The 20,737-nt window shown below is 73.9% G+C and carries 21 protein-coding genes; 15 read left to right on the top strand and 6 right to left on the bottom strand.

The features are described 5' to 3' along the window. Positions 1 to 9: 9 nt before the first annotated feature. From C7Y72_RS03435 to C7Y72_RS03410, 6 genes are all read left to right on the top strand, one after another. Positions 10 to 1,782, top strand: a complete 1,773-nt coding sequence (locus C7Y72_RS03435; RefSeq protein ID WP_107567203.1) for an Ig-like domain-containing protein — start codon at positions 10 to 12, stop codon at positions 1,780 to 1,782. A gap of 58 nt (positions 1,783 to 1,840) precedes the next feature. Next, the gene (locus C7Y72_RS03430) at positions 1,841 to 3,592 is read left to right on the top strand and encodes an Ig-like domain-containing protein (protein WP_107567202.1); all 1,752 of its coding nucleotides are present in this window, start codon (positions 1,841 to 1,843) and stop codon (positions 3,590 to 3,592) included. A 19-nt stretch (positions 3,593 to 3,611) separates the two neighbouring features. Next, on the top strand, positions 3,612 to 4,742 hold the full coding sequence (locus C7Y72_RS03425; protein WP_107567201.1) for an NAD(P)/FAD-dependent oxidoreductase: 1,131 nt from the start codon (positions 3,612 to 3,614) through the stop codon (positions 4,740 to 4,742). Positions 4,743 to 4,794: 52 nt separating this feature from the next. Beyond that, on the top strand, positions 4,795 to 5,478 hold the full coding sequence (gene nucS / locus C7Y72_RS03420; RefSeq protein ID WP_107567200.1) for an endonuclease NucS: 684 nt from the start codon (positions 4,795 to 4,797) through the stop codon (positions 5,476 to 5,478). A 56-nt stretch (positions 5,479 to 5,534) separates the two neighbouring features. Then, positions 5,535 to 6,386, top strand: coding sequence for a hypothetical protein (locus C7Y72_RS03415; protein WP_107567199.1), 852 nt, complete (start codon positions 5,535 to 5,537; stop codon positions 6,384 to 6,386). A gap of 111 nt (positions 6,387 to 6,497) precedes the next feature. Next, the gene (locus C7Y72_RS03410) at positions 6,498 to 8,051 is read left to right on the top strand and encodes a M20/M25/M40 family metallo-hydrolase (protein WP_107567198.1); all 1,554 of its coding nucleotides are present in this window, start codon (positions 6,498 to 6,500) and stop codon (positions 8,049 to 8,051) included. A gap of 10 nt (positions 8,052 to 8,061) precedes the next feature. Here C7Y72_RS03410 and C7Y72_RS03405 read toward each other — a convergent pair whose 3' ends face one another. Beyond that, positions 8,062 to 8,739: an MBL fold metallo-hydrolase gene (locus C7Y72_RS03405; RefSeq protein WP_107567197.1), complete on the bottom strand. Its 678-nt coding sequence runs from the start codon at positions 8,737 to 8,739 to the stop codon at positions 8,062 to 8,064. 70 nt (positions 8,740 to 8,809) lie between these two features. On the opposite strand from C7Y72_RS03405, the gene C7Y72_RS03400 reads away from it, so the two are divergent. The 3 genes from C7Y72_RS03400 to C7Y72_RS03390 all read left to right on the top strand — a co-directional run bounded on the left by C7Y72_RS03400 (position 8,810) and on the right by C7Y72_RS03390 (position 11,251). After that, a complete protein-coding gene (locus C7Y72_RS03400; protein WP_107567196.1) occupies positions 8,810 to 9,589 on the top strand; it encodes a crotonase/enoyl-CoA hydratase family protein in 780 nt (259 codons plus the stop codon). A gap of 84 nt (positions 9,590 to 9,673) precedes the next feature. After that, complete coding sequence (locus tag C7Y72_RS03395; protein WP_107567195.1) at positions 9,674 to 10,417, top strand: Type 1 glutamine amidotransferase-like domain-containing protein; 744 nt, start codon at positions 9,674 to 9,676, stop codon at positions 10,415 to 10,417. A gap of 45 nt (positions 10,418 to 10,462) precedes the next feature. Further along, positions 10,463 to 11,251, top strand: coding sequence for a Type 1 glutamine amidotransferase-like domain-containing protein (locus C7Y72_RS03390; RefSeq protein WP_107567194.1), 789 nt, complete (start codon positions 10,463 to 10,465; stop codon positions 11,249 to 11,251). A 7-nt stretch (positions 11,252 to 11,258) separates the two neighbouring features. Here the strand turns inward: C7Y72_RS03390 and C7Y72_RS03385 are convergent, their stop codons facing one another. Continuing rightward, positions 11,259 to 11,675 carry a secondary thiamine-phosphate synthase enzyme YjbQ gene (locus tag C7Y72_RS03385; RefSeq protein WP_107567193.1) on the bottom strand — a complete coding sequence of 139 codons (417 nt, stop codon included), beginning with the start codon at positions 11,673 to 11,675 and terminating at the stop codon, positions 11,259 to 11,261. A 21-nt stretch (positions 11,676 to 11,696) separates the two neighbouring features. Next, on the bottom strand, positions 11,697 to 12,023 hold the full coding sequence (locus tag C7Y72_RS03380) for an MGMT family protein (protein ID WP_284690347.1): 327 nt from the start codon (positions 12,021 to 12,023) through the stop codon (positions 11,697 to 11,699). Here C7Y72_RS03380 and C7Y72_RS03375 point away from each other — a divergent pair. Next, entirely contained in the window at positions 12,007 to 12,912 is a 906-nt protein-coding gene (locus C7Y72_RS03375; RefSeq protein WP_158276612.1) for a DUF1028 domain-containing protein, read from the top strand. The two genes, C7Y72_RS03380 and C7Y72_RS03375, sit on opposite strands and share 17 nt — an antisense overlap. Then, on the top strand, positions 12,909 to 13,088 hold the full coding sequence (locus C7Y72_RS03370) for a hypothetical protein (protein ID WP_107567191.1): 180 nt from the start codon (positions 12,909 to 12,911) through the stop codon (positions 13,086 to 13,088). The genes C7Y72_RS03375 and C7Y72_RS03370 overlap by 4 nt, the downstream gene beginning before the upstream one ends. Positions 13,089 to 13,131: 43 nt before the next feature. On the opposite strand, the gene C7Y72_RS03365 is transcribed toward C7Y72_RS03370, so the two are convergent. The 3 genes from C7Y72_RS03365 to C7Y72_RS03355 form a co-directional block, all read right to left on the bottom strand. Then, on the bottom strand, positions 13,132 to 17,469 hold the full coding sequence (locus C7Y72_RS03365) for a multifunctional oxoglutarate decarboxylase/oxoglutarate dehydrogenase thiamine pyrophosphate-binding subunit/dihydrolipoyllysine-residue succinyltransferase subunit (RefSeq protein WP_107567190.1): 4,338 nt from the start codon (positions 17,467 to 17,469) through the stop codon (positions 13,132 to 13,134). A gap of 74 nt (positions 17,470 to 17,543) precedes the next feature. Then, complete coding sequence (locus C7Y72_RS03360) at positions 17,544 to 17,831, bottom strand: hypothetical protein (RefSeq protein ID WP_107567189.1); 288 nt, start codon at positions 17,829 to 17,831, stop codon at positions 17,544 to 17,546. Position 17,832: 1 nt separating this feature from the next. Continuing rightward, positions 17,833 to 18,501, bottom strand: coding sequence for an NUDIX hydrolase (locus tag C7Y72_RS03355; RefSeq protein ID WP_107567188.1), 669 nt, complete (start codon positions 18,499 to 18,501; stop codon positions 17,833 to 17,835). Between the two features lie 41 nt (positions 18,502 to 18,542). Here C7Y72_RS03355 and C7Y72_RS03350 point away from each other — a divergent pair, with 41 nt between their 5' ends. Genes C7Y72_RS03350 through C7Y72_RS03340 form a run of 4 tightly spaced genes read left to right on the top strand, consistent with a single transcriptional unit; the run spans position 18,543 to position 20,733 of the window. Continuing rightward, on the top strand, positions 18,543 to 18,902 hold the full coding sequence (locus C7Y72_RS03350; protein ID WP_107567187.1) for a Zn-ribbon domain-containing OB-fold protein: 360 nt from the start codon (positions 18,543 to 18,545) through the stop codon (positions 18,900 to 18,902). After that, complete coding sequence (locus C7Y72_RS03345; RefSeq protein WP_199223845.1) at positions 18,899 to 20,044, top strand: acetyl-CoA acetyltransferase; 1,146 nt, start codon at positions 18,899 to 18,901, stop codon at positions 20,042 to 20,044. The genes C7Y72_RS03350 and C7Y72_RS03345 overlap by 4 nt, the downstream gene beginning before the upstream one ends. Positions 20,045 to 20,089: 45 nt before the next feature. Beyond that, entirely contained in the window at positions 20,090 to 20,233 is a 144-nt protein-coding gene (locus C7Y72_RS23070; RefSeq protein WP_154733486.1) for a hypothetical protein, read from the top strand. Further along, positions 20,230 to 20,733 carry a hypothetical protein gene (locus tag C7Y72_RS03340; protein ID WP_107567186.1) on the top strand — a complete coding sequence of 168 codons (504 nt, stop codon included), beginning with the start codon at positions 20,230 to 20,232 and terminating at the stop codon, positions 20,731 to 20,733. Before C7Y72_RS23070 ends, C7Y72_RS03340 begins: the two co-directional genes overlap by 4 nt. The last annotated feature ends 4 nt before the right edge of the window (positions 20,734 to 20,737 follow it).

Here is a 20,737-nt window from a genome sequence, read left to right as displayed (position 1 = left end):
TCCACTCGCATGCGCCTGTCGTCGTCCCTCGCCCTGCTGGCCACATCGTTGACGCTGCTCGCCGCCGCCCCCGCGGCGCACGGCGCCTCGCTCGGCCTGGTCATCCCCGGTGACCTGCAGACGAACAACCCCCTGATCACCCGGACGACCGAGCTCGGCAGGCAGGGCGCGAAGACCGCGAAGTTCTTCGTCACCTGGAACGTCATCGCCGGGGGGGCCGGCGGGTCGACCGTCAACGACGCGAAGATCGTCCAGTACGCGGACACCGTGAAGCACCTGCGGGCCAACGGCATCAGCTCGACGATCGTCTTCTTCGGCGGCGAGCCGGAGCTGCCGGCCGCCACGCGCGACCGCACGCCCCCGACCGACAACGGCCGCTTCGCCGCGGTCATGGGCGCGTTCGCCGCGAAGATGAAGGAGTTCGGCGCCGGCGGCACGACCATGACCGTCTGGAACGAGGCCGACGAGGGCGTCTTCTGGGCCGGTGGCGCGAACCCGGACAAGTACGTCGACCTGCTCAAGCGGTCCTACGAGTCGATCAAGCGCGCCGACGACACCGTCCGCGTCGGGATCACGCCGCTCACCGCGGGCAACTGGCGCTTCCTCCAGGCCGCCTACGAGCGCGGTGCCAAGGGCTTCTTCGACGCCGTCCCGGTCGACGTCGACACCGCCTGCAACATCGCCTCGCCGTACTCGTACTACCGCGACCAGCAGGACGGCAGCAAGCTCGGCCAGATCACCTTCCTCGGCTACCGCGAGGTCCGCAAGACCCAGCTCGCCAACGGCGACCCGAAGCCGATCCTGCTGGAGATCGGCTGGTCGACCGCGATCGGCGACACGAACTGCAACCAGGGGCTCGAGGCGGGCAAGAAGCCCGGCGGCGTCACCGAGGCGCAGCAGGCCCAGTTCCTGCGCGAGGCGGTCAACTGCCTCTCGCAGGACGACTACGTCGAGACCGCCTACTGGTTCGAGCTCCAGGACCGCGGGACGGACCGCACCCACCCGGACGAGAACTTCGGCCTGATCGACCCTGCCGGGCGCAACAAGCCCGCCCATGACGCGTTCGTCGCCGCGGCGGGCGGGGCGAACGTCCTCGCCGGCCAGGAGTGCGGCGACTTCCGGGCGCCGGACCTGACCGTCATCAGCCCGGTCGAGGGCCAGCAGTACACCGACCGCTTCGACATCCGCGCGAAGGCCTCCGACGCGGCCGGGGTCGGCCGCATCACCTTCCAGTACGACGGCGCCAACGAGATCCGCAACTTCACCGGCGGCGACGTCGGCAACGACAAGATCGTCGGCCTCGAGCCGTGGTTCAAGTCGCGTGAGCTCGCGATCGGCAAGCACACGGTGAAGGTCATCGCGATCGACGCGTTCGGCAACACCGCCGAGAAGGTCATCAACGTCGAGAAGGTCCCGGAGGGCGCGATCGCCGCGAACCTCCAGGCGGTCTTCAAGATCGGCCGGAAGGTCAGCTGCAAGCGGCGGGTCTGCTCCTTCCGCGTCTCGCTGGGCAAGGCGGCCAACGGCCCGTCGGTCAGCGGCAAGGTCCTCGCGCAGTGGCAGTGGTACTCGCCGCCGAAGCCGAAGAAGAAGGGCAAGCGCAAGAAGGCGATCCCCGGCCAGTGGAAGACGATCCACAAGGCGACGAAGCCGGCGAACAAGGTCTTCACGCTCAAGCAGGAGGTCTCCCGCAAGGGGAAGTGGCGGCTGCGCCTGACCCACCAGGCCAGCGCCCCGTACAAGACCTACAGCGCGAAGGACATCCCCTTCACCATCAAGTAGTCCAGGCGGCCGGCCGCCGGCTTCACGGCCGGCGCCCGGTGCCGATCACGGGGGACGTATGCGCCCCCGTCGTCTGCTGCTCCCTGCCCTGCTGCTCGCGCTCGCCGCGGTCCCGACGCCCGCCCGCGCGGCGAGCTTCGGGGTCGTGATGCCCGGCGACCTGCAGCCCGCCAACCCGCTGATGGCGGAGGTCGACCAGCTCGCCGCGCAGGGCGCGCGCACGGCGAAGATCTTCATCACCTGGGACGTCGTGCAGCCGACCGCGGTCGGGTTCGACGACGGCAAGATCGCGCAGTACGTCACGACGATCCGGCGCCTGCGCGACCGCGGGATCGCCACGACCGTCGTGTTCTTCGGCGCCGAGGCCTGGACGCACCCGGATCCCGCCACGCGCGACCGCATGCCGCCCGACAGCGTGCCCGGCTTCGCGCTCGCGATGGGCCGCCTGGCGACCGCGTTCCGCGGCCTGGGCGTCTCCTACATGGTCTGGAACGAGGCCGACGAGGCGGTCTTCTGGAAGGGCGGCCCGGACCCGGACCGCTACGTCGACCTCCTCAAGCAGTCCGCGGCGGCGATCCGCGCCGCCGACCCGTCCGGTCGGGTCGTCTTCACGCCGCTCACCGCCGGGAACTGGCGCTTCCTGCAGGCCGCCTACGACCGTGGCGCCAAGGGCCACTTCGACGCGATCGGCGTCGACGCCGACACGGCCTGCAACCTCGTCTCCCCCTACGAGTACTACCGCGACCAGCAGGACCCCGCGCGGATCGGGCAGGTGACGTTCCTCGGCTACCGCGAGGTCCGCCAGACGATGCTCGCCAACGGGGACGACAAGCCGATCCTGCTCGAGCTCGGCTGGTCGACGTCCAGGGCGCTGTGCGACCAGGGCCTGCAGGCCGGCCAGAAGCCCGGCGGCGTGACCGAGGCGCAGCAGGCGCAGTACCTGCGCGAGGCCGCCCACTGCCTGAAGGAGGACGCCTACGTCGAGACCGCGTACTGGTTCGAGGTCCAGGACCGCGGGCAGAGCGACACCCCCGACCACCGCTTCGGCCTGCTGCGCACCGACGGCTCGCGCCGTCCCGCCTACGACGCGTTCGTGCAGGCCGCCCGCGGGGTGGACCCGCTGGCCGGGCCGTGCGGGGACTTCGAGCCGCCCGCCGTCGAGGTGCTCAGCCCCCGTCCGGGGGAGCGCTACAGCGACCGCCTGGACCTGCGTGCCCGCGCGACCGACCCCGCGAAGGTCGGACGGATCACCTTCCAGTTCGACGGCACGAACCAGATCCGCAACTTCACCGGCGCCGAGGTCGGCAACGGCGTCGAGGTGAAGCTCACGCCCTGGTTCGGCTCCGACGACCTGCCGCTCGGGCCGCACACCGTGCACGTCACGGCGATCGACCTGTACGGCAACCGCCGGACCGTCGACGTGCCGGTGCAGCGGGTCACCGAGGACCAGCTCGCCCGCAACCTCGTCGCGCGCTTCAAGGTCGGCCGCCGCGTCAGCTGCGCCCGCACGCGCGTCTGCAGCTTCCGCGTGTCGCTCGGCAAGGCGCCCGGCGGGTCGTCGCTGACCGGCAAGGTCCGGGCCGAGTGGGTCTGGTGGTCGCCGGCGCTGCCGAAGAAGAAGGGCGTGCGCAAGGCGGCGATCCCGGGCCGCTGGAAGACGCTGCACAAGATGACCAAGCCGGTGAACAAGGTCGCGGTGCTCAGGCAGCAGCTGCGCAAGCCGGGCCGCTGGAAGCTCGTGCTGACCCACGACGCCAAGCCGCCCTACCGCACGACGTCGGCGAAGCCGATCGCGTTCACCGCGCGCTGAGCGGGGGTACCGTGGGCGGATGTCCGCTCGCAGCGCCATCGTCTGCGGCGCCGGCGTCCTCGGGGCGTCGGTCGCCGACCGCCTCGCCCGCAGCGGCTGGGCGGTCACGCTCGTCGAGCCGGTCACGCCCGGTCACGTCCGTGCGGGCTCCGGCGGCGAGTCGCGGCTGATCCGCCACTGCCACGGGGACGACCGCTGGCACGTGCGCAGCGCGGTCCGCGCCGCGATCCTCTGGGACGAGCTCGACCCGACCGTGCGGGTGCCCGCGGGCGTCGCCTGGTTCGTCCGCGACGAGCACGGCTTCGAGGCGGCGAGCGAGCGGGTGCTGCGCGAGGAGGGGATCGCCGTCGAGCGCCTGACCCCGGCGCAGGCCCGGGCGCGCGGCTGGTTCCCGTCCCTGAACACCGATGACCTCGCGTTCGTCCTGTGGGAGCCGGACGCCGGGATCCTGCGGGCCCGGGAGGGCGTGCGCGCGCTCGCCGCCCGCGCCGTCGCCCACGGGGCGGAGCTCGAGGTCGGGACGGCCCGCCCGGCCGGCGGCGACGCGTCGGTCGTCGTGCTCGAGGAAACCGGCCGGCAGCTGCGGGCCGACGTGGTCGTCTGGGCGTGCGGTGCCTGGATGCCCGGGCTCTTCCCCGAGCACCTGGGTGCGGTCCGGGTGACCCAGCAGGACGTCCTCTTCTACGGGGCTCCGGGCGCGTGGGCCACCCCGGGGGTGCCCGGCTGGGTCGACTACGACGCAGGCGTCTACGGCCTGGGTGACCTCGACGGCCGGGGCTTCAAGGTCGCGCCGGACGGGCCGGGCCCCGAGGTCGATCCCGACGCACTGCGGCGGCTCCCGCACGCCGCGCACGAGCAGGCCGCCCGCGCGGCGCTCGCCCACCGCTTCCCGGCGCTCGCGCGGGCGCCCGTCGTCTTCTCTCGGACCTGCCAGTACGAGACGACCCCGGACAGCCGTTTCGTGATCGCCCCGCACCCGGACCACGACGGCGCGGTCTGGCTGCTGGGCGGCGGCTCCGGGCACGCGTTCAAGCACGGCCCGGCGCTGGCCGAGCACGTCGAGGCGTGGATCGACGGCGCCCCACCGCAGCCGATGTTCGCGCTCGGCCCGCGGGAGCCGGACGCGCCGCTGCGCACGGGGTCGAGGTGACCGGCGCGCGCCCGGCCGGGGCGGTCCGACCCGGTCGGTACGGTGCCGAACCATGCGTCTGATCGTCGCCCGCTGCGAGGTGGTCTACACCGGCCGGCTCACCGCCGTGCTGCCCGAGGCCCTGCGGCTGCTGATGATCAAGCAGGACGGGTCGGTGATGGTCCACGCCGACACCGGCGGCTACAAGCCGCAGAACTGGATGACGCCCCCGACGGTGCTCGAGTTCGACGGCGAGCCGCTGGAGCGCCTCGTCGTGCGGAAGTTCGCCGGCAAGACCGAGGACCGGCTCGACATCCGCATCGTCGAGGTGGTCAGCGACGTCACGCACGACATGGGCGAGGCGGCCGAGCTGGAGAAGGACGGCGTCGAGCGCCACCTGCAGGAGGAGCTCGCGGCCGCGCCGCACTGGTGCGGGGAGGGGTTCCGGCTGGTGCGCCGCGAGTGGCCGACCGACATCGGCCCCGTCGACCTCATGTGCCGCGACGAGGAGGACGGCTGGATCGCCGTGGAGATCAAGCGCGTCGCGACGATCGAGGCGGTCGAGCAGCTCACGCGCTACCTCGACTTCATCCGCCGCGACCCGGCGATGGACGGCTGCCGCGGCGTGCTCGCCGCCCAGCAGATCAAGCCGCAGGCGCGCACGCTCGCGGAGTCCCGCGGGCTGCGCTGCGTCGAGGTCGACCTGGCCGTCCTGCGCGGGGAGCGGGAACCCGATCTGACCCTGTTCGCGGTGTAGCGGTGCGGGCGCCGGGGGCCCCGGTCCGGTCCTCCCACCGTCGCGGCGCGGCGGCCGTGGTGGTCGCCCTCGGCCTCGGGCTCAGTGCGGCAGCGTGCGGGAGCGACGGCGGCGCCGACGGGGCCGACCGGCCGGGCCCGCTGCCCACGGGCGTCACCGTCTTCCTCGACCAGGCCCGCCAGGACCAGGGCAGCCGTCGCGTGCAGATCCAGGTGCGCAACGCGGGCCCGGGCCTGCTGACGGTCGACGCCGCCGAACTGCGCTCCTCGCGCGTGCGCACGGTCGCCCGCTACCGCGGTCCCGCACTCGTCGCGGCAGGCGCGGCGACGAATCTCACGGTCCCGCTCGGGACCGGGCGCTGCGCGCGGGACGGCGAGGGCCTCGGCGCGCGCGTCGTGCTGACCGCCCACCGCGAGGGCGGCCCGGTGCAACGCTCGCAGGCGCCCGTGCGGGACCGCTACGACGGGGTCGGTCGGCTCCTCGCCGGGGACTGCGCCCGCAGCCACCTGCGCACCGCGGAGCTCGGCCGCGTCGCGGTCTCGGGGCGCGGCACCGACGCCCGCCTGGACGTCGAGCTCGTGCTCGCGGCCCGCGCCGGCGGTCCGCCGGTGCGCGTGGACCGGGTGCTCGGCACGACCCTGCTCGCGCCGGTCGGGGGCAGCGAGCGGATCGGCCGGACGCTCGCGCCCGGCGGGCCGCCGCTGCGCGCCCGCGTGCGGTTCGTCCCCAACCGCTGCGACGTCCACGTCGTCGCCGAGGACCGCGCCGGCACGATCCTGCTCGTGCGCCTGACGCCGGCGGGCGGGCCCGCCGGCACGCTGCAGCTGCGCATGGACGAGCCGCGCGGGGCCGTCGTGTTCGACTGGCTCGCGGAGCGCTGCCGCTTCGCCGACACCGGCGACCGCTGACGCGCCAACACGGGTTTCCGCGACCGCCGTCGTGGATAAGGGCTCGGGTATCCGGCGGCGTCCGACCGACGCCACCCACCCCTTGGACCCCCGATGGAGGAGGACCCACGAATGCAGCGAGCCACGCTCGCGACCGTCGGCTGCGCGCTGACGGCCACCCTGGCGCTCCCCGGCGCCGCCCTCGCCGCCCCGAAGGCCGCGACCCCCGACAAGGCCACCGCGAAGGCCTCGGCCAAGCTGCAGGACGCCGTGACGCCCACGGGCATCACCCGGCACCTGCGCGAGCTCCAGTCGATCGCGGAGCGCAACGGCGGCAACCGCGCCTCCGGCACCGTCGGCTACGACCGGTCGGTCGCCTACGTCTCCGAGCGGCTCAAGGCGGCCGGGTACGCGGTCACCGTCCAGCCGTTCTCGTTCCCGTACTTCCAGGAGACGGCGCCCGCGTCGTTCGCGCGCACCGCGCCGGACGCCCGTACCTACGTGCCCGAGACCGACTTCGCCACGATGGAGTACTCCGGCAGCGGCGACGTCACCGGCACGGTCGTCCCGGTCGACGTGACCGTTCCGCCCGCCCCGACCCCGTCGTCGACCTCCGGCTGCGAGGCCGCGGACTTCGCCGGCTTCCCGCAGGGCGCGGTCGCGCTCGTGCAGCGCGGCACCTGCGACTTCGCCACCAAGGCGAAGAACGCGCAGGCCGCGGGCGCCGGCGCCGTCGTGATCTTCAACGAGGGCCAGGAGGGGCGCCAGGAGGTGCTGACCGGCACCCTCGGCGGTCCCGACCTGACCGTCCCGGTCATCGGCACGAGCTACGCCGACGGCAAGGAGCTCGTCGACCTCGCGGCCGCGGGCACGACCACCGTGCGGATCACGACGCAGACCCTGAGCGAGACCCGCATGACCGCCAACGTCCTCGCGGACTCCAGGACGGGTCGCACCGACCGCACGGTCGTCGTCGGCGCGCACCTCGACTCCGTCGTCGACGGTCCCGGGATCAACGACAACGGCTCCGGCACCGCGCAGGACCTCGAGATCGCCGAGGAGCTCCCGAAGGCCCTGAAGAAGCCGCGCAACGCGCTGCGGTTCGCCTTCTGGGGCGCGGAGGAGTCGGGCCTGCTCGGCTCGACGCACTACGTCGAGAGCCTCACCCAGGAGCAGCGTGACCAGATCATGGCGAACCTCAACTTCGACATGACCGCGTCGCAGAACTACGTCCGCTTCGTCTACGACGGCGACGGCTCGGACAACCCGGACGTCGGGGCCGGCCCGGTCGGCTCGGACCTCATCGAGGGGATCTTCACCGAGCACTTCGCGTCGAAGGGCCTCGCGAGCGCCCCGACCGCGTTCGACGGACGCTCCGACTACGGCCCGTTCATCGCCGCGGGCATCCCGGCCGGCGGCCTCTTCGCCGGCGCCGAGGGCGTCAAGACCGCGGAGGAGGCCACGCTGTTCGGCGGCACCGCGGGTGAGCCCTACGACGCCTGCTACCACACGTCGTGTGACACCCTCGGCGCGATCAACCAGCAGGCGCTCTCGGAGTTCGCCGACGCCGCCGCGCACGCGACGATCACCCTCGCGCAGCGCCGTGCCCCGCTGACCGACAACGAGGCGCTCAAGCGCGGGCGTCGCGCCGCGCCGGAGTTCGCCGGCCCGCACGCCGTCCGCTAGCCGGTCCCGGCTACAGGCCCGCCACGAAGGTCCGCATCGCCTGCGCGGCGTCGCGGACCGGCGGGCCGTGGCCGGCCAGCACGATCTGCGGCTCGAGCCCGGCCAGGCGCCGCTCGCTCTCGCGGTTGCGCTCCGGGTCCGGGGTCAGCAGCGCGGGCGGCTGGTGCAGGCCGGCCTTCGTCGTCAGCAGGTGCATGGCGGTGACCACGTCGCCGCAGATCAGCACGCCGTCGGACTCCCGCCAGAACGACACGTGCCCCGGGGAGTGCCCGGGGGTCTCGAGCACCGTGAAGCCGCAGCCGATGTCGTCGCCCTCCGTCAGGGAGTGGTCGACCGAGAAGCCGTCGAAGCCGCCCGCGAACTTCAGGATGCCGTGCAGGCCGGGCCTGCGGGCCTTGGCGGAGAGCACCGGCTCGCCCGCCTCCGCGGCCGCCCGGTCGCCGGCGCCGACGCTCACCGGGACGCCCGTGGCGTCCACGATCGTCGGGGTGCCGCCGACGTGGTCCCCGTGGGCGTGCGTGATCACGTGCGCCGACAGCGTCACGCCCGCCGCGTCGAGCGCCTTGAGGATCTTCTTGGCGCTGCCCTTCATGCCCGCGTCGACGAGCACGTCGCCCACGAGGTAGGCGTTCACGCCGTCGCGCGGCAGCAGCGGGATGCGGAAGACGTCGGGGGCGATCTGCTCCATGCGGACGATCCTACGGACGTCCGGGGGGTGCGCCGTGCCAACGTCGCGGCGGGTCGCATAGGGTCAGGCCATGACCGAGTCCGATCCCGCCCCCGCGGTCCTCACCGAGCGCCGCGGCTCCGTCCTCCTCATCACCATCAACCGGCCCGAGGTGCGCAACGCCGTCAACGGCCAGGTCGCCGAGGGGATGGCGATCGCCCTCGACGAGCTCGACGCCGACGCCGAGCTGACCGTCGGCATCGTCACCGGCGCCGGCGGCTTCTTCTGCGCCGGCATGGACCTCGGCGCGTTCGCCAAGGGCGAGCGTCCCTGGTTCGCCGACCGCGGCTTCGCGGGCATCACGCAGCGCGCGGCCAAGAAGCCGCTGATCGCCGCGATCGAGGGCTTCGCGGTCGCGGGCGGCCTGGAGATCGCGCTCTCCTGCGACATGATCGTCGCCGCCACGGGCGCGAAGATGGGCATCCCGGAGAGCAAGCGCTCGCTGATCGCCGCGGGCGGCGCGCTGCTGCGGATGCCGCGCCGCATGCCGTACCACGTGGTCATGGAGCTCGCGCTCACCGGTGACCCGCTCCCGGCCGAGCGGTTCCACGAGTTCGGCATCGTCAACCGCATCGCGGAGAAGGGCCAGGCGGTCGACGTCGCGCTCGAGCTGGCCGCCGCGATCGCCAAGAACGGGCCGCTGTCGCTCATCGTCTCCAAGCAGATCGTCCAGGAGCAGCAGGACTGGACGCTCGAGAACATGTGGGAGAAGCAGGGCGAGCTCGCGGGCCCCGTGATGATGTCGCAGGACGCCAAGGAGGGCGCCATCGCCTTCAAGGAGAAGCGTGACCCCGTCTGGCAGGGGAAGTAGGGCCGCTTATCCACGCGGTCCAGGGGCCTTCGCCCCAAGGCTGAAATCTCGGCGGGCGGGCGACCGCGGCCCTACTCTGGGCCCGTGGTCACTCGTCCCCCGCAGATCGTCGCCTTCGGCGGTGGCGGCTTCTCGATGGAAGCCGGCAACACGCTGCTCGACGACCATGTCCTCCAGCTGACCGGCGTCGCGCGCCCGAAGGTCTGCTTCATCCCGACCGCCTCGGGTGACGCCGACCACTACGTCGTGCGGTTCTACCGCGAGTTCGCGGCGCGCGCCGAGGTCTCGCACCTGTCGCTCTTCCGCCGTGACCGGGGTGCCGGCGCGGTCGAGGGGGACATCGAGGCGCACCTCATGGAGCAGGACCTCGTCTACGTCGGCGGTGGCAGCGTGCTGTCGCTGCTGGGCGCCTGGCGGGCGCACGGCGTCGACCGGATGCTCGAGCGCGCCTGGCGCTCGGGGGTCGTCATGTGCGGGCTCAGCGCCGGCTCGCTGTGCTGGTTCCACGAGGCGCAGACCGCGTTCCACGGCCCGCCCGAGCGGGTCGCCGGCATGGGCTTCCTGCCGTGGTCCAACTGCGTGCACTACGACGCCGAGCCCGAGCGCGCGGTCGAGTTCCGCCAGGCGGTCGCGTCCGGCGACGTCGGCCCGGGCTACGGGGCCGACGACGGCGCCGCGCTGCACTTCATCGGGCACGAGCTCGTGGAGGTCGTCAGCTCGCGCCCGAAGGCGGGCGCCGTGCAGGTCACGGCCGTCGACGGGGAGGCGGTCGAGACCGCGCTTCCCGTGCGGTACCTGGGCGCACCCAAGGTGGCGCTCGTCGCGTGATCGGCGCGCGAAGACCCCCCGAGGGCCGGTAGGCTCGGGGACCGCATGCGCACGATCTTCGCCATGGGCGGCGGTGGGTTCACGATGGAGCCGGAGAACCCGGCCCTCGACGAGTTCATCCTCGGCCTCGCGCAGCGCCGCGAGCCGAAGGTCCTGCACCTGCCCACGGCCGGTGGGGACCAGGAGGCGCAGATCGCCGCCTTCTACGCCTGCTTCGGCGACCGGCCGTGCGAGCCCGCGCACCTCTCGCTGTTCCGTCTCGGCGGCACCGGTCCGGTGCACCTGCGCGACCTCGTCCTCAGCCAGGACATCGTGTACGTCGGCGGCGGCTCGATGCGGCTGATGCTCGCGATCTGGCGGGAGTACGGGCTCGACCAGATCCTGCGCGAGGCGTGGGAGCGCGGCGTGGTGCTCGCGGGGCTGAGCGCGGGCGCGATGTGCTGGTTCAGCCACGGGGTGACGAAGTCGACCGGGGTGCCCGAGCCCGTCGACGGCCTCGGCTTCCTGCCCGCGTCGCTGACCGTGCACGCCGACGGCGAGCCCGAGCGGCTCCCGGTCTACTGCGAGGCGGTCCGGACCGGCGCCGTCGTCCCCGGGTACGCGGCCGACGACGGCTGCGGCCTGCTGTTCCGCGGCACCTCGTTCGAGCGGGCGGTCAGCTCGCGACCGAACGCCCGCGCGTGGAAGGTCGAGCCGTCGGCGGACGGCAGCGAGGTCGTCCGGACGCCGCTGCTGCCGACGTTCCTGCCACACGCGGGCCGCACGGAGCGACCGACGCCCCCGGACGTGCTCGAGTTCCGCCAGGCGCACCGGATGCGCCTGGGCCGCTCCTGAGCGGCGGTCACTCGCCGTTGAGCGTCAGCGTGAGCGTCCGCGAGCCGCCGCGGTCGCGGTGCTCGCAGAGGTGGATCCCCTGCCAGACGCCGAGCGCCAGCCCACCGTCGCGGACCGGCAGAGTCAGCGACGGCCCCATGAGCGACGCCTTGACGTGCGCGGGCATGTCGTCGGACCCCTCCAGCGTGTGCGTCCACGCGAACTGCTCGGGGACCGCCGCGTTCATCCACGTCTCGATGTCGCGGCGCACGTCGGGGGACGCGTTCTCGTTCAGCGTCAGCGACGCGGACGTGTGCGCGATGTGCACGTGCAGCAGGCCGACCCGCAGGTCGGCGAGCTCGGGGACGGCGGCGAGGACCTCCCGCGTGATCAGGTGGACGCCGCGCGGCCGGGCGGCCAGCGGCAGGTCGCGGGAGAGCCACATGCCTGCACTGTAGGCCCTTCCTCAGAGCACCTCGGGCGGGATCCGCGCGGCCCGCAGGTCCACCCGTCCGCTCGGGAGGAACGGCACGTCCTCGGCCTCCAGCAGCGCGCGCTGCCGGTCCCCGACCGCGAGCGAGCCGTCGGCGCGGACCACCCGCCACCAGGGCACGCGGTCGCCGGCGCCGCGCAGCGCGGCGCCGCCCTGCCGGGGCGCCCCGGGGGAGACGTCCCCGTAGGTCGTGACGAACCCGGGCGGCACGCGCTCCACGCGCGCGAGGATCCTCGACCGCCAGTCGGAGGATTCCGCGGCCGTCGTTTGTATCGTCGCGTCCGTGATCCGTCGGGGCACCTACTCGATCGTCGCACGCGACGCCCACACCGGCGAGCTCGGAGCGGCCGTGCAGTCGCACTGGTTCGCGGTCGGGCCGATCGTCCCGTGGGTCCGCCCGGGGATCGGGGCGGTCTGCACGCAGTCCGTCGCCGAGAAGGCGTTCGGACCGCGGCTGCTCGACCGGCTCGAGGCGGGGGAGGGGCCGCGCGAGGCGCTCGACGCGCTGCTGCGGGCCGACCCCGCCGCGCGCTTCCGCCAGGTCGCCGTCATCGACGGTCGCGGCAGCGTCGCGACGCACACCGGGGACGGCTGCATCGCGTTCGCCGGTCACAGCATCGGCGCGGGCTTCAGCGTGCAGGCGAACATGATGGCCTCGCCCGAGGTGTGGCCGGCGATGCGCGCCGCGTTCGAGGCCACGCGACCCGACGAGCCGCTCGCCCGGCGCCTGCTCGCGGCGCTGCGCGGCGCGGAGGGCGCGGGCGGCGACGTCCGCGGCCGCCAGTCCGCCGCGCTGGTGGTCGCGCCGCCGTCGGGGGAGCGGTGGCGGACCGTCACCGACGTGCGCGTCGACGACCACCCCGAGCCGCTGGACGAGCTCGAGCGGCTGCTCGACCTCGCGGACGCGTACGCGCTCGCCACCGAGGGGGACGACCTCACCGGCGAGGGCCGGCTGAGCGAGGCGGGCGTGCGCTACGCCGCGGCCGCCGCGCTGGCGCCGGGCAACCACGAGCTGCTGTTCTGGGCGGGCCTCGCCGCCTACGCGGCGGGCGACCGCGACGCCGGGCTCGCGCAGGTCCGCGGCGCGATCGCCGCGCAGCCCGGCTGGGCCGAGCTGCTCCCGCGGCTCACCGCGGAGATCAGCCCGGTCGCCGGCGCGGTCGCGCGGGACCTAGGGCTGACCGCGTGAGCCCGCGCGACGCGTTCGGCCGCGAGACCGACGAGGGCCGCCCCACCGACGAGGTGGCGCCGGGCGCGACGTCGTCGAGCGCCGGGCCACGGACCGGGGTGCCACGGTGGCTGCCGTGGCTCGTCGCGGTCGACCTCGTGATCGCGCTCGTCGTCGTGCTGCTGGTCGTCCGCTAGGACCGGGGCGCCGCCGCACGCGCGGCGCCCGGGCCCCGACGGGCTACCGCTCGCCCGGCGTCTTCTTCGGGTACAGCGAGACCGGAACCGACGTGTCGAGCGCGGTGCGGATGATCCGCGTCTGCTCGGTGTTGTGCGCGGCCGGGTAGCCCTCGCCCGGGCTCGCGCGCTCCGGCCGGCCGACGTACCCGAGCGACAGGTGCTCGGGCAGGATCTGCATGAGGCGCGGGAACATGTGCGCGCGGGCGCCCATGTTGCGCGGCTCCTCCTGCACCCACAGGACCTCCTGCAGGTTCGGGTAGGAGTCGATCAGCTCGCGGACCTGGCCCTCCGGGAACGGGTAGAGCAGCTCGATCCGGCCGACCGCGACCGCCTCGTTGTCCTTGCGGGACTCGTGACCGACGAGGTCGTAGTAGACCTTGCCGGTGCACAGCACGAGGCGCGTGACCTTCTCGTGCGGCACGCGCGGCTCGCCGAGCACCGGGAAGAACTGCGTGTCCGCGAGGTGCTGGATGCGGTTCGTGGCCTGCGGCAGGCGCAGCAGCGACTTCGGGGTCATGATGACCAGCGGGCGCTGCTTGGCGATCCGGGCCTGGCGGCGCAGCAGGTGGAAGTACTGCGCCGGGGTCGTCAGGTTCGCCACGCGGATGTTGCCCTCCGCCGCGAGCTGCAGGAACCGCTCCAGGCGCGCGGAGGAGTGCTCCGGGCCGGAGCCCTCGTAGCCGTGCGGCAGCAGCAGCGTCAGGCGCGAGGACTGGCCCCACTTCGCCAGGCCGGACACGATGAACTGGTCGATGATCACCTGGGCGCCGTTGGCGAAGTCGCCGAACTGGCCCTCCCACAGCACGAGCGTCTCCGGCGCCTCCTGCGAGTAGCCGTACTCGAAGCCCAGGCAGGCGGTCTCGCTCAGCGGCGAGTTGTGCAGCTCGATCGGGGCGAGCGCGCCCGGCAGGTTCTGGATCGGCGACGTGGTCTGGCCGGTCTTCGCGTCGTGCAGCACGAGGTGGCGCTGCGAGAACGTGCCGCGCTCCACGTCCTGGCCGGTGAGGCGGATCGGGATGCCCTCGGTCAGCAGCGACGCGAACGCCAGCGCCTCGGCGTGCGCCCAGTCGATGCCGCCCTCGTCGCCCAGCGCCTTGCGCTTGCGCTCGAGCTGCTTGACGAGCTTCGGGTGGACCGTGAACCCGTCCGGCGTCGTGAGCAGCTCCTCGTTGAGGACCTGCAGCCGGTCGGCGCTCACGGCCGTCTTGACCTCCGGGGAGGGCGAGCGGTCGAGCTGGTACTCGCCGGTCTTCTGCTCGACCGTGCCGGCCTCCTCGGAGGCGGCGATCTGCGCCTTGAGGTTCTGGTGCAGCGCGGTCAGCTCGTCCCAGATGCGCTGCACGCCCGCGTCGTACTCCTCCTGCGTGAACAGGCCGGAGCCGATCAGCTCCTTGGAGAACAGCTCGGTGACGCGCGGGTGCTTCTTGATCTTCGCGGTCATCTCGGGCTGCGTGTACGCGGGCTCGTCGGCCTCGTTGTGGCCGAAGCGGCGGTAGCCGATCAGGTCGATCAGCACGTCGTGCCCGAACTCGTGGCGGAACGCGAACGCGAGCCGCACCGCGTCGATGCACGCGGCGACGTCGTCGGCGTTGACGTGGATGATCGGGACGTCGAAGCCCTTCGCGAGGTCCGACGCCCAGCGCGTGGAGCGCGAGTCCTCCGGGTCGGTGGTGAAGCCGACCTGGTTGTTCTGGACGATGTGGATCGTGCCGCCGACCTGGTAGCCGTCGAGCGCCTGCAGGTTCAGGGACTCCGCCACGACGCCCTGGCCCGGGAACGCGGCGTCGCCGTGCAGGACGATCGGCACGGCCTCGGCGACGTCACGCTGCGCGTGCGGGCCCTGACGCTGCGTCTGCGCGGCGCGCGTGGCGCCGAGCACGACCGGGTGGACGAACTCGAGGTGCGACGGGTTGCTCTCGAGGTTCACGAGGATCGAGTTCCCGTCGGGCAGCTGGTAGCTGCCCTGGGCGCCGTGGTGGTACTTCACGTCGCCGGTGCCGCCCTGCGGGATCGTCGTGATCGCCTCGAGCGTCGAGGCGCCCTCGAACTCCGCGAAGATCGTCTCGTAGGGGCGGCCGAGGTTGTGCGCGAGCACGTTGAGGCGGCCACGGTGCGCCATGCCGACGACGACCTCGCGGGCCCCGTGCGACGCCGACAGCTGGATGATCTCGTCGATCATCGGGACCGTCATGTCGAGGCCCTCGATCGAGAACTGCTTCTGACCGAGGTACGCCTTGTGCATGAACCGCTCGAACGCGTCGACCTCGACGAGGCGCTTGAGCAGCGCCTTCTGCTCGTCACCGGTCAGCGGCGTGCGGAACGCGCCCGACTCGATCTTCTCGCGCAGCCACGTGCGCTGGCGGTGCGAGGCGATGTGCTCGACCTCGTAGGCGATCGTGCCGCAGTACGTGCGGCGCAGGTGCGGCAGCGCCTCGGCGAGCGTCGCCCCCGGCACGTTCGTGCGCAGGATCTTCACCGGGATCTGCGCGAGCAGCTCCGGGGTGAGGCCCAGCGGCTCCGGGTCGAGCGCGGGGTCGCCCTCGGGCGCGGAGCCCAGCGGGTCGAGCGTCGCCGCGAGGTGCCCGTGCGTGCGGTGCGCCTTCAGCAGCGAGGTCGCGGCCTGGACGGCCTGCAGCAGCTCCTCCGACGGGGCGGCGGCGATGGCGGACGGCGCGGCCGCGGCGGCCGGCGCGAGCGCGGCGGTCGGCTCGGGCAGCGGGATCGCCGGCCCGGCGGTCGCGCCGAGGTCGGCGAAGACCTTCTCGTAGAAGCCGTGCTCGCCCTGGAGGTACTCCTCCACGGTCTTGAGGAACTGCCCGGACTCGGCGCCCTGGATGATCCGGTGGTCGTAGGTCGAGGTCATCGACATGACCTTCTCCGCGCCGATCGCGGCCCCGATGTTGCCCAGGCCGACCGGGTAGGCGATCGAGCCGGTCGCGATGATCGTGCCCTGGCCGACCATCAGCCGCGGCACGGACGCGACCGTGCCGATGCCGCCCGGGTTCGTCAGCGAGATGTTGGCGCCCGCGAGGTCGTCGGCGGTCAGCTTGTTGTCGCGCGCCCGGGAGATCAGGTCGCCGAACGCGTCGAGGAAGCCCTGGAAGGTCAGCCGGCCCGCGTCGCGGATCACCGGCACCATCAGGGTGCGGCTGCCGTCCTTCTTCTCGACGTCGACGGCGATGCCGAGGTTCACGGCGCCGTCGTCGACGCGGTGCGGCTTGCCGTCGACCTCCTCGAAGTGGTGCGCCATCACCGGCATGTCCTGCGTGGCGGCGAGCGCGATCGCGTAGGCGATCAGATGGGTGAAGGAGACCTTCTGCCCGGCGGCCTTCAGCTGCTTGCGCCGGCCGTCCATCTGGGTGACGGTGATCGTGCGGAACGAGGTCGCGGTCGGGATCGCGCGGGACTCGTCCATGTAGCGGGCGAGCATCGCGGCGCCGCCCTTGATCGCCTTCGACGTGCCGGTCGCGGTCGCGCCGCCCGACGCGGCGCCGTTGCCCGCCGACGGGCCGGCGAGCACGTCGGCCTTCGTGATGCGGCCGCCCGGGCCGGTGCCGGTCAGGCCGGCGACGTCGACGCCCTCGGCGGCCGCGACGCGCTTGGCGACGGGGGAGATCTTCGTGCCGTCGGCGATCGCGGGCGCGGCGCCGTTGCCGTTCCCGTTGCCGGAGGCGGACGCGCCGTTGCCGGAGGCCGCGGGGGCGGCGGGCTGGGCGGACGCCGACGACGCCGCACCGGTCTCCATGCGGGCGATGACCTGGCCGACGGTGACCGTGTCGCCCTCCTGCGCGAGCAGCTCGGTGATCGTGCCCGCGGCCGGGGCGGGCAGCTCGACGTCGACCTTGTCGGTCGAGATCTCGACGATCGTCTGGTCCTCCTCGACGGTGTCGCCGACCTGCACGTGCCACTCGAGGATGTCGCCCTCGGTGACGGACTCGCCCGCCCCGGGGGTGACGATGTCGATGACCTGGCCCGCGCTGGCGGTCTGGGCCTCGGTGTCGGCGGCGGACTGCGAGCCGTCGCCCTCGTCGGGGACGCCCGCGGTCGCGAGCTCGTCGGCGGGATCGCCGCCGCCCGCCGCGTCGCCGTCCCCGGCGGACAGCTCGGCGAGCAGCTGGCCGACCGTGATCGTCTCGCCCTCGGCGACGTGCAGCTTCACGACCTTCCCGGAGGCGGGGGAGGGGACCTCGACGTCGACCTTGTCGGTCGAGATCTCGACGAGGGTGTCACCCTCGGAGACGACGTCCCCCTCCTGCACGTGCCATTCGAGGATCTCGCCCTCGGTCACGGACTCGCCCGCACCGGGCGCGACCACCTGAATCGTCGACTCGACCGCCATGCGACTGACTCTAGCGCGCTGGTGCGCCCCGGTCGGACGGCGTCCTGCACCAAGACAGGACGTTCACATGTGGGTCAGGTCACAGGTCGCCGCGCGCGGTCCTGGCGGATGAACTCCGCCGAGCCGATGAACGGCCCGATCGCGCCCAGCACCGAGATGGCGACGGCGAGCCGCAGGTCGATCAGCCGGCGCCGCACCCCCTCGAACGCGAGGGCGCACATCGCGAACCAGCCGAGGCCGTGCGCGAGGCCGAAGACGAACTCCACGCCGGCCAGTCCCGGGATCGCCCAGGCGACCAGCAGCACGAGGTAGACGGTCGAGTGGGTGAACGACGCCCACTTCAGGCGCGGACGGGTCAGCACGTCACGCGGGCCCGGCGGACGCCAGCAGCGCCGCCATGCGGCGCAGGGGCTCGTCGGCCTCCGGCGGCCAGTCGTCGACCGACGCCGGCCACCACGCGTAGGCGTCGTGCTCGGAGTCCATGACGAGCTGCTCGTCGGCGCCCTCGGGCAGCCAGGCCTGGCCGACGACCATGATCATCTGGTGGGGCAGGCGCACGAGCGCGTCGACCTGGACGCGATCGGCGGTCAGCTGCCACTCCTCCATCAGCTCGCGCGTGAGCGTCTCGGCGGGCGACTCGCCCACGTCGACGGCACCGCCGGCGCCGAGCGCCCAGCGGCCCGCCCAGGTGGACAGCCACGCCGCGCGGCGGCCGGCGAGCCAGCGCCCGTCGTGCGCGCGCGTGACGCAGAGCGCGGCCATCGACTGCGACGCGTCCCCGTCGACGAGCCGCAGGCCCCAGCGGGCCGGCTGCATCTCGATCACGAGCCGCCCGTCGACCTCGCGGTGCGACACGAAGCGGGCGCCGAGACCGTCGTGGCTGGGGGAGCCGCGCTCGGCCAGCGCGGTGATCGCCGCGTCGGCGGCGGCGGTCGCCGCGGCGGGCGGCTCGTAGTGGTCGTCGAGCCAGCGGGCCTCGACGGCCGACGGCACCCAGGGTCCGCGCGCGATGATGCCGGGAGACGGTGCCATGGGCCAAACCCTAGATGGTCGCGTCCGTCAGAGTCCCGGTCATGGAGCTCGATCCCGCCCCCTCGGCGACCTGGCTGGCGCACGCACGCGAGGGCCGCCTCGCCTACCAGGTGGCCCCCGACGGAACCGCCGTGTTCCGCCCGCGCGTCGGAGCGGGCGCGTGGGCGATCAGCACCGGGCGCGGCCGCGTCCACGCGACCTGCACCGTGCGCCCGCGCGACGGCGAGCCCTACGACGTCTCGCTCGTCGACCTCGACGAGGGCTTCCGGATGATGAGCCGCGTCGTCGGCGTCGCGCCGGAGGCCGTCCGGATCGGCGCCCGCGTGCAGGTCGAGTGGGAGGGCGACGTTCCGGTCTTCCGGCCGGTCGCCGACGGCGACGACCCCGCCGGTGCGTCGTGAGCCTGCGCGCGCAGGTCGCGATCGCGGGCGCCGCGCTCTCGGACATGGGGGCGGTGCCCGAGGGCACCACGCCCGCGGGGCTCGCCGCGCAGGCGGCGCGCCGCGCGCTGGGGCAGTGCGGCCTGGGGGTGCAGGACGTCGACGGCCTGTTCGCCGCGTCGACGCAGCTGCCGTGGGCGAGCGTCACGCTCGCGGAGGAGCTCGGCATCCGCCCCCGGGTCAGCGACTCCACGCAGGTCGGCGGCTCGTCCCCGATCGCGCACCTCAACCACGCCCGCGCGCTCATCGCGGCCGGGCAGATCGAGGTGGCGCTCATCGCCTACGGCTCCACGCAGCGGCTCGTCGGCCGCGCCGCCGCCTCCGTCCAGGAGGTCGACCCCTACGAGGCGCCCTACCGGCCGCCGCTGCCGATCGCCGCGTACGCGCTCGCCGCCTCCCGGCACATGCACGAGTACGGGACCACGCCCGAGCAGCTCGCCGCGGTCGCGGTGAGCGCCCGCGCCTGGGCGCGCGCCTGGGAGGGCACGCCCGCCGCCTGGTCGACCACGCCGCTGGAGATCGCCGACGTGCTGGCGGCGCCCCGCGTCTGCGACCCGCTCGGGGTGCGCGACTGCTGCCTCGTCACCGACGGCGGTGGCGCGATCGTCGTCGTCGCCCGCGAGCGCGCGCGGGAGCTGCTCGGACCGGCGGTCCCCGAGGTGCTCGTCCTCGGGATCGGCGAGGCGCTCTCCCACCGGCACGTCTCCTCGATGCCCTCGCTGACCACGACCGCCGCGGTGGAGTCCGGTGCCCGCGCGTACGCGGAGGCCGGCCTGACCGCCGCCGACGTGCAGGTCGCCCAGCTCTACGACGCGTTCACGATCACCCCGATCGTGTTCCTCGAGGACCTCGGGTTCTGCCCCAAGGGCGAGGGCGGCCCGTTCGTGGCGAGCGGCGCGATCGCCCCCGGCGGCGCGCTGCCCGTGAACACCACCGGCGGCGGCCTGAGCTTCCAGCACCCCGGGATGAACGGGTTGCCGCTGCTCGTCGAGGGCGTCCGCCAGGTCCGCGAGGTCGGCCGCGACGTCTCGCTCGTCCACGGCAACGGCGGTGCGTGGTCGTCGCAGTGCACGGTGCTGCTCGGCTCGGGCGCCACCGCCTGAGCTTGGCGGGAGCGGGGTCGGCCCGGGCGCTACCCTCGAGGGGAGGTGTCGCTCACCGGTCCGTCCCGCACGATCGTCGTCGAGCCCGTCGTCGTCCCCGACCGGGCGCCGGCGCCCGCGCGCGAGCCCGCCGCCCCGCCGCGGCCCGCGCCCACCCCGGCTCCCGAGCGGGAGCCCGTCCGCACGTGAGCGCGGCCCCGGACCTGATCGAGCCGGTCGTCGGCTTCCGCGCCTGGCGAATCGTCAAGGACCGGCTGCACTCCCCGTACATCCCGTGCACCTGGGACGGCCGCGACATGCACGCGGTCTGCTACCCCGCCAACCGCACGCTCACCCGAGGCGTCGGCTGGCTCGACGCGCCGCACGAGTCGCCGCACCCGGACTGCCAGTGCGGCGTCTACGCCTACCACGCGCCCGGCACGCAGCGCTGGTACGGCGAGTGGCACTGGGTCGAGGGCGTCGTCACGGCCTGGGGGCGCATCGAGGCGCACCGCGAGGGCCTGCGCGCGCAGCACGCGCGGATCCAGGCGCTCGCGCACCCGCCGCGCAACGAGCCCGAGCGCCGCCGCCTCGTCGAGGCGATCGCCGCGGACCTCGACGTGCCGCTCGTCCCGTGGGACGGGCTGCGCGAGGAGGCGGCGCGACACGGCGCGCCGTTGCCCTCGCGCATGCTGCCCGGCGCCGCATAGGATC

Source organism: Paraconexibacter algicola, assembly GCF_003044185.1.
Classification (GTDB): Bacteria; Actinomycetota; Thermoleophilia; order Solirubrobacterales; family Solirubrobacteraceae; genus Paraconexibacter; species Paraconexibacter algicola.
The sequence above is the reverse complement of the archived record's forward strand: the minus strand, read 5'-3'. Positions and strand labels throughout refer to the sequence as shown.

Bases quoted from the DNA above. Each gene is read 5' to 3' on its own strand.
- C7Y72_RS03435 (WP_107567203.1), top strand. From the start codon at position 10: ATGCGCCTGTCGTCGTCCCTCGCCCTGCTGGCCACATCGTTGACGCTG.
- C7Y72_RS03430 (WP_107567202.1), top strand. From the start codon at position 1,841: ATGCGCCCCCGTCGTCTGCTGCTCCCTGCCCTGCTGCTCGCGCTCGCC.
- C7Y72_RS03425 (WP_107567201.1), top strand. From the start codon at position 3,612: ATGTCCGCTCGCAGCGCCATCGTCTGCGGCGCCGGCGTCCTCGGGGCG.
- nucS (WP_107567200.1), top strand. From the start codon at position 4,795: ATGCGTCTGATCGTCGCCCGCTGCGAGGTGGTCTACACCGGCCGGCTC.
- C7Y72_RS03410 (WP_107567198.1), top strand. From the start codon at position 6,498: ATGCAGCGAGCCACGCTCGCGACCGTCGGCTGCGCGCTGACGGCCACC.
- C7Y72_RS03405 (WP_107567197.1), bottom strand. From the start codon at position 8,739: ATGGAGCAGATCGCCCCCGACGTCTTCCGCATCCCGCTGCTGCCGCGC.
- C7Y72_RS03400 (WP_107567196.1), top strand. From the start codon at position 8,810: ATGACCGAGTCCGATCCCGCCCCCGCGGTCCTCACCGAGCGCCGCGGC.
- C7Y72_RS03390 (WP_107567194.1), top strand. From the start codon at position 10,463: ATGCGCACGATCTTCGCCATGGGCGGCGGTGGGTTCACGATGGAGCCG.
- C7Y72_RS03385 (WP_107567193.1), bottom strand. From the start codon at position 11,675: ATGTGGCTCTCCCGCGACCTGCCGCTGGCCGCCCGGCCGCGCGGCGTC.
- C7Y72_RS03365 (WP_107567190.1), bottom strand. From the start codon at position 17,469: ATGGCGGTCGAGTCGACGATTCAGGTGGTCGCGCCCGGTGCGGGCGAG.
- C7Y72_RS03355 (WP_107567188.1), bottom strand. From the start codon at position 18,501: ATGGCACCGTCTCCCGGCATCATCGCGCGCGGACCCTGGGTGCCGTCG.
- C7Y72_RS03350 (WP_107567187.1), top strand. From the start codon at position 18,543: ATGGAGCTCGATCCCGCCCCCTCGGCGACCTGGCTGGCGCACGCACGC.